The organism is Legionella gratiana, from assembly GCF_001467695.1.
GTDB classification, from domain to species: Bacteria; Pseudomonadota; Gammaproteobacteria; order Legionellales; family Legionellaceae; genus Legionella; species Legionella gratiana.
On sequence record NZ_LNYE01000003.1, the window covers coordinates 14758 to 30105 of the forward strand.

Consider the following 15348-nt stretch of genomic DNA (forward strand, 5'->3'; position numbering starts at 1 on the left):
AGCAAAATCTTATTTAATGAGCTGGAAGGGATTGATTAAAAAGTAATCGAGAGGTATTTATTTTTTGGATATTAATTATATGGGTGGCTTTTGATTGATTAATTTTTGTTGTAATTCCTTAATTTGAACATTATTTGCATCAAATTTTTTTCTAAGTTTTTTTATATCAGCTAAAATAGTTTGCTCAAATAAAGCCTGCTTTTCATTAAAATCTTTTTCGTATCTAGCGTATATATTGTTATATACACAGAGTTGTTCGTTACCAGAAATACTTAAACCAATACCCATTAAAAAAATGGTACTAGTAATTAAGAATAGATGCCAAGGGAAAAATTTCATTTGTTTAGAAACTTCTTCTCGCCAGGATCGCCCAATATAATCCAAAATAAAAATGAAAAATAATAAAGAAGATAAAGTTATTAAGCTTAGACCTGTTATTTTCTCAAAGCTGCAAGTGTTTTTTAATATTTGAATTTCAATAGATGTAAATGTAACAATAGATGCAAATATACCAAAAACTGTGAATAATGGGCTCTACACCAATTAAGGGGGCACTTTAATCAAATTAGTCTAGACTAAATCCTTGATTTTGCGATCAAAAAGGAGATTAAAGTGCCTAGGAAGAATCTTATCCTAAATTTACCTGGATTTTCTATAGTAAAAGTGAGTGGATACCAGCCGTTGTTATTAGATGTTTCTTATAATCGATTAGCGCGTTGTGGTCATTGTCAAAGTAAGAAGGTACGCAAGAAATCATCGTATCTGCGAGAAGTACATCATGAGTTGATAGGTCATAGGCGAAGTATCTTAAGGTTTAAAGCTTATAAGTTATATTGTCATGATTGTGGTCGATATGGGAATCAACAGTTTCCCGGCATTAATAAGCATCAACGTGCTACATGGCGTGCGCAGTCAGCAGTATTTCATGAGCATAGTCGAGGAGTATCACAAAAAGACCTGTCGGAACGTTATAAGAAAGGGAAAGCGACAATAGAACGCTGGTATCAACGGCATTATGAAGAGCAAAATAGGGAATTACTCAATCGTCCATGCCCGATAGTACTCGGTATTGATGAGCATTTCTTTAGTAAAAAAGAAGGCTTTGCTACAACGTTCTGTGACCTAAGAAAACATAAGGTATTTGATGTGGTTCGTGGCCGTCGTGAGAAAGAATTAAAAGAATATCTCCAGCAATTACCTGGAAAAGAGCGTGTTAAAGTGATTTGTATGGACTTAAGTAGTACGTACCGTTCCTTAGTAAAGAAGTACTTTCCAAATGCGATGATAGTGGCTGATAGGTTTCATGTAATCCGTTTAATTCAACACCAGTGTATGATGACCTGTCGAGAACTCTCCAGTGAAATTAAAAACAATAGAGGTATCTTAGCCTTATTGAGAACGAGACCTGATAACTTAAGTGATGAGAAGAAAGTCAAAAGAGATACATTTTTCACTGAAAATCCGGCAATAGAATCCATTTATCAATTTCAGCAACAACTGCACTCACTATTAATGAAAAGGGCGTTAACGCAGCATGAGTGTCGTAAAGTAATACCTACTTTTTTAGATATGCTTTCTGAGTTAAAGCAAAGTGGATTTAAAGCGTTAGCCTCATTAGGCAGAACGCTCTGTGCTTGGAAAGATGAGGTCGCCAGAATGTGGCGGTTTAGTAAATCTAATGGAATAACTGAAGGCTTTCATCGCAAAATGAAACTCATTCAGCGAAGGGCTTATGGTTTTAGAAATTTTGAAAATTATAGAGTTCGTGTTAGGGTGCTCTGCGGGTGATTAAAGACTGCCCCCTTAAATGGGAAAGAGCCGAATAATGTTGCTTTGTCATGGGCTATTTCCTCATTCACTTTTTTTTCTACAATTTCTTTGATTAGCTGTGGAAGCTCTTTGGAGCTAGAAATAACCTCAGTTTTAGTTGATTCTACTTTAAAGTTAGGATCTGGATTTGATGACATAAGTTATATACCTATGCTAGGAAGCAAAGCTTTTAGAGCAAAATAATAAATTCTTCCACTATTATTTCCTACAACTGCTACCATAGGGATAGTAGGACCCCCGATAACTATATTTCCTGACAATTCTTGCTGAATAGGTTGGTTTATAAAACCATCTATTAAACTTACAGGCTCATTAATTCCCAAAAAAACTTTTTTATTGTTAAGTTCTTGTATGATTTTTTCCCTGTAATCAGTAAATTTAATATTCATAGGAAATAGAATGACCCGATAATAAGTTGTCTACATTGCGTCTACATGGAAAATTTGAATTTTTTGGATTTTTACGTAACCTATTGATTCTAATGGTGGCCAGAGGCAGAATCGAACTGCCGACACGAGGATTTTCAGTCCTCTGCTCTACCGACTGAGCTATCTGGCCCCGAGGGTTGCTATTAGACTCCGAGATGCGTTCTGAGTCAAGTGTTGATTACTGTTTTTTTTAAAAAAAGTTCATTATTTTTTATTTCATTAAAAAATCACTTTGCAATTTTCTAATACCTGTTCAAAAATAACGTATTTATTTCTAATTCACAAAAAATTTCAATTTATTAATAGTTAATATTTCCTTAAGCTAGTCTGCATATAATTTGAACTTATTTTTTAGGCTTTGGGAGTATCGTATGCCTTTGCAACAAACACGTAACTTAATGAAAAAATATGGTAAATCGCTAACAGATGGTACAATTTCGGATCAAATGTTGGATGATTTGCTTCATCCAGACACTTTTAAACGATCTCCAGGAATAGCCTACGTTGATCCAAATAAACCAATTACTGATTCTAACCATACGCAAATGGATGCAATCAAAGATTTTGTCGAAACAATTGGTGAAGAATTAAGTCCAGCAGTTTTGCATACATTAACTGGCCGTATAATTCAAAGAGCGCCAGACAGAGGTGAGAACACCTTCATGCGTAATTCAACATTAGAGAAAGCATTTCTTGCTTATGAAATGGTTCGATGTCCTGAATTAGCTGCAAGTCATTTTGATTCTCTTCGAATTAAAACGACATTTCCTAGAGAAACTGATATTTCTAATCTTAAAACAGTCATCTTAAGTCCGTTGATAGAATTCTTTTCATCTACCTCACCTTTAGTGCACTATAAGAAAGCATTACAAAAATTAAAAGAACAGTTACAACAAGATGATTTGAACGCTCAAATTAAAGAACATGCACAGAAAGTCATGAGTCATATCGAAGCATTAAAAGCTGAAGGTAACGAATCAATTATCGATCTAACCAAAGTTTTAAAGGATACTCAATCGTTACTGAAAGGTGAAATGTCAGTCAAGGATTATCAAACAGAAGCTAAAACTGTACAAGGAAAGCCTTCTGCCGGGATGAAAATTCTCGGTGGTTTGATGATTGCGTTAGGATTAGCCGCTGTTGCTGCGGGTATCGCCTTGGCTGTGACAGGGGTAGGTTTGGTTGCAGGCGCTGTTACTGCAGGGGTTGGTGTAGGTGTTTTGGCTACCGGGATAGGTCTTTTTGCTAAAGGAAGACACTCGGGTTTATCCAAAGCGATGAACGATCTGGCAATAACCAAGGAACATCAAACTATAATCGCCACACATTAATCCTTCATATTGAATTCGGCATAGAAGATAATTAAATGTTCTATGCCGTACAAATATATCTATAAATCTAATATGCACTAAAAAACTTGTTTTGTTTTTTAGATTTAGTACTATTCTTGGATAAATTTGTAGCTCTGAATGCAGTAAAGCGATTCAGGATTTATTAAAACTCAATAGATCCATTTTCTTTTTATTGCAATTTGCAGATCATTGGCAAAACCTACAGTGTATCGTTTATCTATGCTTAATGTGATTAATCTTGATTTTGATTATCAAGATCAACTTTTGTTAAATAATGTTTCTTTTCACTTGCCATCTGGAGGATTGCTGCACTTACGTGGGGCAAATGGAGCAGGAAAAACGACTTTATTAAAATTAATCGCGGGTTTATATCCTCCTTTGAATGGTGAAATTCATTTTTTTGGACAAAATATAGAAAACGATCGACCGGCTTATCAACATCAGTTGTGTTTTGTTGGTCATAAAACAGGCATTAATCCTAATCTAACTTTAAGAGAAAATTGTTATTTTGATCTTCATGCAATCGCGTTGTCGTTCTGCAAAATTGAAGAAATTGAGGAATTAGTCACAATTTTTAAACTAGAACATTATCTTGATTTTCCATGTGGTCTATTATCAGCTGGACAACGCAGGCAAGTAGGTTTGCTGCGTTTATGGATGTCCGATGCCAAATTATGGCTTCTTGATGAACCTTTAGTTGCTTTGGATGATAGAGCAATTGATGTGATTATGACTAAAATAGAAGTTCATCGAAAGAAAGGTGGGGCTGTTTTATTAACGTCACATCAGCAATTACCTCTCAATCGCTCTGACTATCAGGAGTATTGCTTGTGAATTTTACCTTCTCCTTGTTTTTGAAACAATGTCAGCGTGAATTACTGATTCAAGTACGCCAGCCGCGTTTCTTGGTTAATTCGTGTTTGTTTTTCTTAATTTTCCTTCTTATGTTTCCGCTTACTATAAAACCAGAGATAGCGTTATTACGCACTATAGCTCCTGGCTTAGTCTGGATGGCAATCCTCTTATCTTCATTGCTTTCTGCGGAACGTTTATTTCAACAGGATTATGAGCACGGTGTTATTGAACAATGGCTTGTTTCAGGTCGTTCGTTACCCTTGCTCGTTAGTGCAAAAGTAGTTGCACATTGGTTATTTCATCTATTGCCGCTACTTGTTTTATGTCCCGTAGTCGCTGTATTGTTTTCTTTAAGCGTATGGGAAACCTGGGTATTAGTATTGACTATTATTTGTGGGACTCCAGCTTTATTGTTTCTTTGTGCTATGGTTGCTGCTTTTGGCGTTGGCAATCAAAAAGGTATTTTAATGGCGTTAATTTTATTGCCGCTCACTTTACCTTTATTGATTTTTGCAAGTGGCACGTTAACTATCGCGATGCAAGGTATGCCTATTAGTGCTTATTTGGCTTTGTTATTAGCCATGTCGGTGATTGCCATTGGTTTTTTACCTTATGCAATTGCTGGGGTAATGCGTATTAGTTACGTCGAATAATTTATCCATCGTGTTTTGAGAAAATCACGATACATGATAAAATCCGGTTTTTTTGATTTCAATTATTCCTATGTGGAAATTTTTATACCAGCTAGCATCACCAAAATTTTTTTATACATTTTCTGGACGGATCACGCCAAGTTTAGCTGTGGGTTCCATAGTGATACTCATCGTAGGTGCTGTCTGGGGATTAGCATTTGCTCCACCTGATTACCAACAAGGAGATGCTTTTCGTATTATTTATGTTCATGTTCCCAGTGCATTTTTATCTATGGCACTTTATGTGTGGATGGGATTTTTAGCTGTATTACTTTTAGTTTGGCGTATTAAAATCGCAGGTCTTCTAATTCATATTGTCGCTCAAGTAGGTCTTTATATGGCTTTTCTAGCTTTGGCCACAGGAAGTATTTGGGGAAAACCCATGTGGGGTGCTTGGTGGGTTTGGGATGCCCGTTTGACGTCTGAACTCGTTCTTTTTTTGCTTTATGCTGCGATTTTGGCCACTTATCAAGCGGCAAAAAATAAAGAGGATGGTGATAAAATTATTGCCATCTTGACCTTAGTAGGCATTATTGACTTACCGATTATTCATTACTCAGTTTATTGGTGGAATACCTTGCATCAAGGATCTACTTTATCCATTTTTGCAAAACCTAAGATTGATGGCAGTATGTTATATCCTTTGTTGTTTACCTTGGTTGGATTTTTTCTCTATTGCTTGTGGATTATTTTAGAGAGAGCACGCCAAGAGTTATTGTTTCGCGAAAAAAGGCAGTCTTGGGTCAGGATTCAATTTGAGGGAGAATTTAAGTGAATCAATTTTTAGAATGGCTTACTATGGGCGGGTACTCCATTTATGTTTGGTCAGCTTATGGCTTAGTGAGTGTTGTTTTAGTCATGAATTTATTAGGGATGAAATGGAAGAGAAAACAAACACGTCAAAAATTACAACAATGGTTTAAGCGATAGAAATGGTTTCAGCACGCAGACGTAAGTTAATAATTTTACTCGTTGCTCTAGGCATTTTATCTATAGCTGCAGCCTTGGTTTTATATGCTCTAAGACAAAATATCAGCCTATTTTACACACCAACTCAGGCTATCGCCGGTGAAGCCCCACAACACCATGCGATTCGCATAGGCGGTATGGTAGAGAAAGGTTCGATTACTCGTGCGCAGCAAGGTTTAGAGGTACAATTTAAGGTAACCGATTTTAATCAAACCATTACTATAACTTATACAGGTATTTTGCCTGATTTATTTAGAGAAGGGCAGGGTATAGTGGCTGAGGGACAACTCATTGATAATCAACATTTTCGTGCCACACAAGTTCTGGCGAAACATGATGCCAATTATATGCCGCCTGAAGTAAAAGCTGCTTTGTCTCAAAAGGTGCGTTCATGATTGCAGAATTAGGATTGTTTTCTTTGATTTTGGCTTTGATTGCTTCGGTTATGCAAGCAGTGATTCCTTTAGTTGGTGTGCAATTGAATCGTCATGATTGGATGAATGCCGCCCAGGTATATGCAGTTTGTCAATTTTTCTTTATTGCTTTGGCTTATTTATTGCTTACCCTTTGCTTTTTGCAGGATGATTTTTCGGTGATCTATGTGGTAAGTAATTCCAGTATTTCCTTACCTTGGTTTTATAAACTCTGTGCTGTATGGGGTGGACATGAAGGATCGATGTTATTGTGGGTTGCAATCCTTAGTTTTTGGACTTTATTGGTAGCCTTTTGTAGTTCGGGACTTGAGCCGGAGATGCGCACCCGCGTTTTAGTAGTTTTAGGTTGGTTGAGTATTGGATTTATTCTTTTTTTATTAACCACATCCAATCCTTTTTTACGCCAATTTCAAGTGTTGAATACACAAGGGCGTGATTTAAATCCATTATTACAGGATCCTGGTTTTTTGTTTCATCCCCCTATGTTGTATATGGGATATGTTGGTTTTTCGGTGGCATTTGCATTTGCAATTGCTGCACTTTGGGCTGGCAAAGTAGAAACCGGTTGGTCAAAATGGACAAGACCTTGGACATTAGCCGCATGGTGTTGTTTAACAGCTGGAATTACTTTAGGGAGTTGGTGGGCTTATCGAGAGTTAGGCTGGGGTGGATGGTGGTTTTGGGATCCTGTTGAAAATGCTTCTTTTATGCCTTGGTTAGTGGGTACAGCATTATTGCATTCTCTAGCGGTAACAGAACAACGACAACAATTTAAAGCATGGACAATGTTACTGGCGATTACTGCTTTTTCTTTAAGCCTTATTGGTACTTTTTTAGTGCGTTCGGGTGTTCTAACTTCGGTGCATGCATTCGCTGTAGATCCCCAACGAGGATTATATATTTTAGGATTTTTACTCTTTGTTATTGGAGGCTCCTTAATATTATTTCTTTTTAGAGCACAAACACTACATTCAGCCAATAATCCCAGTCCTTTTTCTCGGGATAGTGCTTTATTATTAAATAATGTCTTTTTAGTGGTTATGATGCTGACTGTTTTAATGGGTACAGTTTATCCACTTCTTGTCGAGGGTTTAGGGTTAGGTAAATTATCAGTAGGTGCTCCTTATTTTAATTCTGTATTTATTCCGTTGATGGTTCCTATGTTGTTATTAATGGGAATTGGCATACATTTAAAATGGAACAAAGATAATTGGCAAATAGTATTAAAAAAGCTCTGGGGAACGGCTGCGCTGAGTTTATTACTTCCATTGGTCTTATTAATAGTTACTAAAAAATTTGACTCTTCAGCGTTTATGGGATTGTGTCTGGCTTTTTGGGTGATTTTAAGTACTGTTCAAGCAGCATATAAACGAGTCAATGAACGTGGTTTATCTCATATAGGACAAGCTTATTGGGGCATGATTTCGGCTCATTTGGGTGTTGCTGCTACGGTAATTGGCATCGCAGTTTCTACCGCTTATGGAGTACAAGATGATGTGCAGATGGAGCCAGGTAAACAAGTGGATTTGCTTGGCTATTCTATAGAATTTCTACATCAAGAACCGCTGTCTGGTCCTAATTACAAAGGAACTAGGGCTCAATTTAAAATAAGCTATAACGACAAAGTGCGATTTATTTATCCTGAAAAAAGACTATATACTGTAGGTCAAATGGCTATGACAGAATCGGCAATTGATGTTACGCCCTTTAGGGATATTTATGTAGCTTTAGGAGAGCCTTTAACTAATGATTCCTGGTCGGTACGGCTCTATTATAAACCGTGTATTCGCTGGATTTGGTTTGGTGGTTTTATGATTTTGGGAGGTGGTTTTCTTGCCCTGACTGATAAACGATATTATCAAAGACGACGTTCAGTTGTAGTGGGCACCGAGGAGCTTAACGCATGAGAAAAGTGTTCTGGAAAGCAATTCCTATCCTTCTTTTTTTGTTGCTCAGTATTTTCCTTTGGCGAGGGTTGTCGCTTAATCCTCATGAGTTACCTTCCGCTCAGATCGGAAAATCCTTACCTGATTTTCGCCTGCCTCAATTGCAAAACCCGGAATTTTTCTTTAATTCCAGTCAGCTTCGCGACCAAGTTGTTTTGTTAAATGTTTGGGCTAGTTGGTGTGCAGCTTGTGTGGATGAGCAGGTTTTTATGTTGCAATTAGCACGTCAAGGAATTCCCATTTATGGATTAAATTATAAAGACAAATCCGCTAATGCATTGCAATGGTTGTCACAATGGGGAAATCCCTATAAGCTGGTTTTTCAAGATAGAAATGGAAAAGTTGCTATCGATTTAGGTGTTTATGGAGCACCCGAAACTTTTGTGATTGATAAAAAGGGTGTCATTCGTTATCGCCACGCAGGCATTATAAACCAAGAAATTTGGTTAAAAGAAATTGCTCCTTTAATGAAGCAACTGGAGCAGGCTTGATGAGTAAACTCTTTACCCAACTTATTTTTTGGAGCTTTTTTCTTTTTTTAAGTTCGTTCACTTGGGCAAACAGTAGTTATCCTTTTGATTCAGTAAAAAAAGAGGTCCAATTTAATTATCTTCTAAAAGATTTACGTTGCTTAGTTTGTCAAAATCAAGACTTAGCAGATTCCAATGCGGAGTTAGCTAAAGATTTACGTGATCAAGTTTATCAAATGGTTAAAGAGGGTAAAAGTGATAGTGAAATAAGTGATTATCTGACCGCACGTTATGGTGATTTTATTTTATTTAAACCACCAGTAAAATCGATTACCCTTTTATTATGGTTTGGTCCTTTTTTATTTCTATTGCTGGGATTTGTTATTTTTTGGCGAACTTGTCTTGCGACTCGAGAAAATAAGCAAGTGTAACCTGCTTGTGATTGGATGTGTGCGTCGCTTGAGCCAGGCTATTATAAAGTGAGTTATTTATGAATGAGTGGGGGTTACTGAGTTTACTAGTTGGGTTAACTGTATTAGCGAGTATCTTCATAGTTTATCCTTTTAGACGTCGTTTCATTGCCATCTTTGTGTTGATTCCTGTTATTTTTGTAACAGCATTCACAGGTTATTTTTATTGGGGCGATTTTGGTTCATGGCAACAATATGTTCATCTCCTCGATACACAAAAAAAAGCGAATGACGTGTTAAAGACCATTAAAAGTCCACAAGAGTTAATTGAGAAACTACGTGCAAAACTGGATGATACTCCAAAGAGTGCTAAAGGTTGGTATCTTTTGGGTCGTTTGTACAGTAGCCAGAATGAAAAGCAGAATGCGGTTGCTGCTTTTGCAAAAGCGTATCAGTTTCATCCAGAGGACGAACAATATGCAGTGAATTATGCTCATAGTTTGTGGGTGTTCAATAATTATCAATTTACTGTACAGACTACAGAGATCTTAAGTCGGATCTTGAAAGCCAATCCAAATCAACCTGATGCATTGTCTATGCTGGCCATGGATGCATTTACCAGTCATGCTTATGAAGATGCAATAGATTATTGGCAACGTTTGCTAAATATAGTGCCTGCACAATCAGAAGAAGCTCAGTCAATTCAAAAGGCAATTGCTAAGGCAGAAGAGCATATTAGGTTGAAAAATAAAAATAGTGATTAAGTAAATAGACCCAAGTTTAAGAAAATAAAAATTGAACCATGTACTCTCGCTAAGTCTCGATTTATAATGCAATTAATTTTAAATCTGCTAGTCTTTAAATAATTATAAGAATTTTAAGGAGAACATGATGTATAAGAGGGTATTGTTTGCTACTGACTTTGATGAGGTTGGTATTATAGCAGCACATAAGGCAAAAAAAATTGCCGATGAAAATGGTGCTGATCTAATACTTGTGCATGTCGTAGAGCCTATTCCAGCTTATGCTTACCCTGGTTTTGCTGGATTTGCAGAAGTTGAAATGTCTATCCGAGAACAAGCTGAAAAAGAGCTTAATGATTTAGGCGAAAAATTAGGGGTGGATGCAAAACATAGATTCATCGAATTTGGTTCTACCAAAAATGAAATATTAAGAGTAGCACAAGAACGAAGTATTGATTTAATAGTTACAGGGAGTCATGGAAAACACGGTCTTTCTTTACTATTAGGTTCGACAGCAAACTCCATTTTGCATGGTGCTGAATGTGATGTGTTGATTGTTCGATCTGTTCCCCCAGAAAAGCATACATAAGTATATTATCACTTGGCAAAGAGAGGCTAAGGATTTCTTTGGTGAAAAGGGGCCTTAGTTTCCTAGGTTTATGATTTTTCTTAATTAGACTTCGTTCCAAACTCTACTGTAGTGGAGAGTTGCTACGTTGATAAGGTGTTCGAATCCTCATGTACTGGCGTGTACACTCCCGTTCTGTGCTCTGTTTCTCCTCGCACTTCCCTCACTACAGCGAGTTTGGAACGAAGTCTATTGAGTTTGACTTCATTGTATTTCTCAAGAGGCTAGAAAACCGGTATACTATCTAATTCCGGTTTATATTATGAATCTACTTATGAAATTGTTGCGTGGCGTTCAACATTTTTCTGCTTTTAATAAAGGTGTGGTAGCAACTATAGGTAATTTTGATGGAGTGCACTTAGGTCATCAAAGTCTTATTAAGACTTTAAGATCTAAGGCAAATCACTTAAAATTGCCTTTGGTTCTTGTTCTATTTGAACCGCAACCTAGGGAATATTTCCAGAAAGAGAAAGCACCAGCAAGACTCTCGAGTTTAAGGGAGAAACTAGACGTATTGCGCTGTTGTCAGATTGATTATATTTATTGTTTTAAATTTAATAATAACTTAGCTCAAACATCTGCAACAGATTTTGCTCGGCATTATTTGTTTTCTAGGTTAAATGTGAAGCATCTTCTTGTAGGTGAGGATTTTCGCTTTGGAAAAAATAGAGAAGGTGATATCTATTTACTTAAAGAACTCAGTAAAGAATATGCCTGCGATGTACATGTTTATTCTAATTTTTGTATTAATGAAGACCGAATTAGTTCAACAAAGATTAGAATTGCTTTACAGCAGGGAGATTTGAATACTGCAGCAAAATTTCTAGGCAGAACTTACAATATATGTGGACGTATATTGCATGGTGATGGACGTGGGCGTCAGTGGGGTATTCCTACAGCAAATCTTGCTCTTCATCGTTACTCTTTGCCTTTACATGGAGTGTTTGTTGTTCAGGTTCGTGTTGCTTCTAAAATAGTATATGGAGTAGCAAATGTGGGACGTCGTCCTACAGTAGATGGTAGTAAAAACATTCTGGAAGTGCATTTGTTTGATTTTGATCAATCGATCTATGGTGAGTTAATGCAGGTGTTTTTCTTGCACAAATTACGTGATGAGGTTAAATTCATTTCAGTGGATGCTTTGCTCGCGCAGATTCATAGGGATATTGAAGCGGCGAAAGCATATCTTAGGATTTATAGCAATTCACCACAAAATTTTAGTGAGCGGTCAGCTGCTCCATAATTCCAGGTAAATTAACGATTTCGCAGAGTGAGCTCTTATGGCAGAATATAAAGATACATTAAATCTTCCTAATACTTCATTTCCAATGAAAGCTAGTTTGGCAACTCGAGAGCCAGAGGTCTTAGCTGATTGGCAGGCAAAAAAAGTATATGAAAAAATTCGTAAAGCTCGTGCAGGGGGTAAAAAATTCATTTTACATGATGGACCTCCTTATGCGAACGGTCATTTGCACTGTGGCCACGCGTTAAATAAAATTCTTAAAGATATTATTGTTAAATCCAAATCATTAAGTGGATATGATGCATCGTTTGTTCCTGGCTGGGACTGTCATGGATTACCCATAGAATTAAATGTAGAAAAAAAAATAGGACGGGTTGGCGATAAAGTATCGGCTCGAGATTTTCGAGCAAAATGCCGTGAATATGCAGCGAGTCAAATTGATATTCAACGTGATGAGTTTCAACGACTTGGTGTTTTTGGTGACTGGTATAACCCATATGTTACTATGGATTTTCGTTATGAAGCCAATATAGTTCGTGCGTTAGGTTTGATTATCAAAAATGGTCATTTGCAACAGGGTTTCAAACCAGTACATTGGTGTGTTGATTGTGGTTCAGCGCTGGCTGAAGCAGAAGTTGATTATGATGAAAAAGTGTCACCCTCTATAGATGTTGCTTTTTTTGCCGTAAAACCAGAAGAATTTATTCATTCTTTTCAATTAAAATTGGAAGTTAAACCCGTTAGTCTTCCTATTTGGACAACCACTCCTTGGACTTTACCTGCTAATGAAGCCGTGTGTTTACATCCTGTAATCGATTATTCTTTAGTAGATAGTGGTGAGTTTTATTTAATTCTTGCTACAGATTTAGTTGAATCAGCGATGGCACGTTATGGCATAAGCCAATACTCGATTCTTGGTTCTGCAAAAGGAAATGTTTTTGAGCATTTAAAATTAAACCATCCCCTTTACGAACGCATTGTTCCTGTAGTTTTAGGAGAACATGTGACTACTGAATCAGGTACTGGAAGTGTGCATACAGCACCTGCCCATGGACCAGACGATTATTTAGTGGGTAAAGCGTACAATTTACCCTTGGTAAATCCTGTTAAAACAAACGGCCGTTTTGCCGAAGACGTTGCGCTATTTGCTGGGTTACCGGTGTTAAAGGCTAACGACAGCATTCTAACTGCTTTAGCAGAAAAAGGTGTACTTTTAGCTAAGGAGAATATAAAACACAGTTATCCCCATTGTTGGCGGCATAAATCTCCGATGATTTTTCTTGCTACGCCGCAATGGTTTATTTCTATGGATAAAAATCAATTAAGACAAAACATTATCAGGGAAATTGAGAAGGTCAACTGGGTTCCTGATTGGGGTAAAGCTCGCATCTATAATATGGTTGAAAATAGGCCGGATTGGTGTGTTTCAAGACAAAGGGCTTGGGGAACTCCTATGCCTTTATTTGTACATCATAAAACACGTGAATTGCATCCCAATACGCTTGAATTGATTGAAAAAATTGCTTTATTAATTGAAAAATCGGGGATCGATGTTTGGTTTGAAACGGATGCAAAAGAGCTATTGGGTAACGATGCTGAATTTTACGACAAGATCAGTGATACTCTGGATGTATGGTTTGACTCAGGAGTCACTCATTTCTGTGTATTACAACAAAATAAGGATTTGGCATTTCCTGCAGATATTTATTTTGAAGGCTCCGATCAACATCGAGGTTGGTTTAACTCTTCGTTAACTACTTCGGTGGCAATGTATGATGTAGCACCCTACAAAACTGTATTAACGCATGGTTATACTGTAGATGCTGAGGGTAAAAAGTTATCTAAATCTAAAGGAAATTATGTTGCATTAGATCAGCTCGTTAATCAGTATGGGGCTGATATTTTACGTTTATGGGTAGCATCTACGGATTATCGTCATGAAGTGAGTATTTCGGATGAAATTATCAAGCGTAATGCGGATGCTTATCGACGTATTCGTAATACTGCTCGTTTTTTATTAGCTAATTTATTCGATTTTGATCCTGCTGTAGATTGTGTAGAAGCAAACGATCTTTTGGAGCTTGATAAATGGGCTTTAACACGTTGCCAGCTTCTTCAAGAAGAAATTATCGAAGCTTATGACAATTATCAATTTCATGTTATCTATCAGAAGATTCATAATTTTTGCGCGGTAGACATGGGTAGCTTTTATCTTGATTTGATTAAAGACAGGCAATATACCTCCGCAAAACACAGTAGGGCGAGGCGCTCTTGTCAAACAGCAATGTACCATATGATTCGAGCATTTACTCTTTGGTTGGCACCGATACTGTCATTTACTGCTGAAGAAATAGGACGTTATATACCGGGTTATAAACAAGAATCGATTTTTACTGAGCTTTGGTATGATGCATGGCCAAGAGTTGATTCAGTACATATGGAAGATTGGGATGAATTGCATTTAATTCGTGATGAAGTGAATAAAGCTTTAGAGGAAACACGACAAAAAGGAGAGATTGGTTCTGCTTTGGCTGCAGAGGTTACTTTATATGCAGACAATAAAACATTGCCCAAATTAACTCGTTTGGGTGAGGAGTTGCGCTTTTTATTAATTACTTCAGAAGCAAAAGTGCATCCTATGCATTTAGCTCCAATTGGATTAGCAACTACCGAATGCGGTATTTCAATTGCAGTTGCTGCAAGTCAATATGAAAAATGCGCGCGCTGTTGGCATAGGCGTCCTGATGTGGGCCAAAATGAGCAGCATCCAGAGTTGTGTTTACGCTGTGTAGGAAACATTCAAGGCCAAGAAGAAACGAGGCAATTTATATGAAAAAATGGCATTGGTTTATGCTGAGCTTAGCTGTGATCGTTTGTGATCAGCTAAGCAAATATTTAGTGGGTATATTTTTAACTCCTTATCACCCATTACCAGTGTTCCCAATGTTTAATCTTACTTTGGCTTATAATACTGGTGCTGCGTTTAGTTTTTTAAGTGGTGCAGGAGATTGGCATAGGTGGTTTTTTGCAGCTTTTAGTTTCATCGTAAGCATTATTCTTGCCATTTGGTTGTATCGATCTGAAAATCAAACACGCTTACTTTCAGCTGGCATTAGTCTTATTTTGGGTGGAGCTATTGGTAATTTATTGGATAGAGCGCTTCATGGCTATGTAATTGATTTTATTGATTTGTACTACAAACATCATCATTTTGCTACATTTAATATAGCCGATAGTGCCATTTGTATTGGTGCAGGACTTTTTGTTTTAGATGCTTTGATTACTAAAAGTAGTGATTAACTCCAGCACAAAAGAAAGCTATCAATTATGCTTTGCATTTTCTTAGTG

The 15348-nt window shown here is 37.0% G+C and carries 18 protein-coding genes and 1 tRNA gene; 15 read left to right on the top strand and 4 right to left on the bottom strand.

From position 1 onward, the window contains the following. Nucleotides 1-75 precede the first annotated feature (75 nt). Nucleotides 76-339 carry a hypothetical protein gene (locus tag Lgra_RS00885; RefSeq protein ID WP_011946823.1) on the bottom strand — a complete coding sequence of 88 codons (264 nt, stop codon included), beginning with the start codon at nt 337-339 and terminating at the stop codon, nt 76-78. 273 nt (nt 340-612) lie between these two features. Here Lgra_RS00885 and Lgra_RS00890 point away from each other — a divergent pair, with 273 nt between their 5' ends. Further along, nucleotides 613-1788, top strand: coding sequence for an ISL3 family transposase (locus Lgra_RS00890; RefSeq protein WP_011946822.1), 1176 nt, complete (start codon nt 613-615; stop codon nt 1786-1788). On the opposite strand, the gene Lgra_RS17680 is transcribed toward Lgra_RS00890, so the two are convergent. The 3 genes from Lgra_RS17680 to Lgra_RS00900 form a co-directional block, all read right to left on the bottom strand. Continuing rightward, complete coding sequence (locus tag Lgra_RS17680; protein ID WP_042647011.1) at nt 1755-1967, bottom strand: hypothetical protein; 213 nt, start codon at nt 1965-1967, stop codon at nt 1755-1757. The genes Lgra_RS00890 and Lgra_RS17680 overlap by 34 nt on opposite strands. A gap of 3 nt (nt 1968-1970) precedes the next feature. Next, complete coding sequence (locus Lgra_RS00895; RefSeq protein ID WP_013101584.1) at nt 1971-2219, bottom strand: hypothetical protein; 249 nt, start codon at nt 2217-2219, stop codon at nt 1971-1973. A 93-nt stretch (nt 2220-2312) separates the two neighbouring features. Then, a tRNA-Phe gene (locus Lgra_RS00900) sits at nt 2313-2388 on the bottom strand. 241 nt (nt 2389-2629) lie between these two features. Here Lgra_RS00900 and Lgra_RS00905 point away from each other — a divergent pair. The 14 genes from Lgra_RS00905 to lspA all read left to right on the top strand — a co-directional run bounded on the left by Lgra_RS00905 (nt 2630) and on the right by lspA (nt 15300). Next, nucleotides 2630-3589 carry a hypothetical protein gene (locus Lgra_RS00905; protein WP_058497419.1) on the top strand — a complete coding sequence of 320 codons (960 nt, stop codon included), beginning with the start codon at nt 2630-2632 and terminating at the stop codon, nt 3587-3589. A gap of 240 nt (nt 3590-3829) precedes the next feature. Then, nucleotides 3830-4444 carry a cytochrome c biogenesis heme-transporting ATPase CcmA gene (ccmA, locus tag Lgra_RS00910; RefSeq protein ID WP_058497571.1) on the top strand — a complete coding sequence of 205 codons (615 nt, stop codon included), beginning with the start codon at nt 3830-3832 and terminating at the stop codon, nt 4442-4444. Continuing rightward, nucleotides 4441-5118 carry a heme exporter protein CcmB gene (gene ccmB, locus Lgra_RS00915; RefSeq protein ID WP_058497420.1) on the top strand — a complete coding sequence of 226 codons (678 nt, stop codon included), beginning with the start codon at nt 4441-4443 and terminating at the stop codon, nt 5116-5118. The genes ccmA and ccmB overlap by 4 nt, the downstream gene beginning before the upstream one ends. Before the next feature lie 70 nt (nt 5119-5188). After that, nucleotides 5189-5932, top strand: a complete 744-nt coding sequence (gene ccmC, locus Lgra_RS00920; protein ID WP_058497421.1) for a heme ABC transporter permease CcmC — start codon at nt 5189-5191, stop codon at nt 5930-5932. Continuing rightward, nucleotides 5929-6087: a heme exporter protein CcmD gene (ccmD, locus tag Lgra_RS00925; protein WP_027272315.1), complete on the top strand. Its 159-nt coding sequence runs from the start codon at nt 5929-5931 to the stop codon at nt 6085-6087. Before ccmC ends, ccmD begins: the two co-directional genes overlap by 4 nt. A gap of 2 nt (nt 6088-6089) precedes the next feature. Further along, nucleotides 6090-6521: a cytochrome c maturation protein CcmE gene (ccmE, locus tag Lgra_RS00930; RefSeq protein WP_058497422.1), complete on the top strand. Its 432-nt coding sequence runs from the start codon at nt 6090-6092 to the stop codon at nt 6519-6521. Then, the gene (locus tag Lgra_RS00935; protein ID WP_058497423.1) at nt 6518-8467 is read left to right on the top strand and encodes a heme lyase CcmF/NrfE family subunit; all 1950 of its coding nucleotides are present in this window, start codon (nt 6518-6520) and stop codon (nt 8465-8467) included. The genes ccmE and Lgra_RS00935 overlap by 4 nt, the downstream gene beginning before the upstream one ends. Continuing rightward, nucleotides 8464-8997, top strand: coding sequence for a DsbE family thiol:disulfide interchange protein (locus Lgra_RS00940; protein ID WP_058497424.1), 534 nt, complete (start codon nt 8464-8466; stop codon nt 8995-8997). The genes Lgra_RS00935 and Lgra_RS00940 overlap by 4 nt, the downstream gene beginning before the upstream one ends. Beyond that, nucleotides 8997-9407, top strand: coding sequence for a cytochrome c-type biogenesis protein (locus tag Lgra_RS00945; RefSeq protein WP_058497425.1), 411 nt, complete (start codon nt 8997-8999; stop codon nt 9405-9407). The genes Lgra_RS00940 and Lgra_RS00945 overlap by 1 nt, the downstream gene beginning before the upstream one ends. A gap of 59 nt (nt 9408-9466) precedes the next feature. Continuing rightward, the gene (locus tag Lgra_RS00950) at nt 9467-10150 is read left to right on the top strand and encodes a tetratricopeptide repeat protein (RefSeq protein ID WP_058497426.1); all 684 of its coding nucleotides are present in this window, start codon (nt 9467-9469) and stop codon (nt 10148-10150) included. Nucleotides 10151-10277: 127 nt separating this feature from the next. Then, nucleotides 10278-10718 (top strand): universal stress protein, encoded by a 441-nt coding sequence (locus Lgra_RS00955; RefSeq protein ID WP_058497427.1) that lies wholly within the window; start codon nt 10278-10280, stop codon nt 10716-10718. Between the two features lie 313 nt (nt 10719-11031). Further along, nucleotides 11032-12000: a bifunctional riboflavin kinase/FAD synthetase gene (gene ribF, locus Lgra_RS00960; RefSeq protein WP_058497428.1), complete on the top strand. Its 969-nt coding sequence runs from the start codon at nt 11032-11034 to the stop codon at nt 11998-12000. A gap of 37 nt (nt 12001-12037) precedes the next feature. Continuing rightward, complete coding sequence (gene ileS, locus Lgra_RS00965) at nt 12038-14833, top strand: isoleucine--tRNA ligase (protein WP_058497429.1); 2796 nt, start codon at nt 12038-12040, stop codon at nt 14831-14833. After that, entirely contained in the window at nt 14830-15300 is a 471-nt protein-coding gene (lspA, locus tag Lgra_RS00970; protein WP_058497430.1) for a signal peptidase II, read from the top strand. Before ileS ends, lspA begins: the two co-directional genes overlap by 4 nt. Nucleotides 15301-15348: the final 48 nt, after the last annotated feature.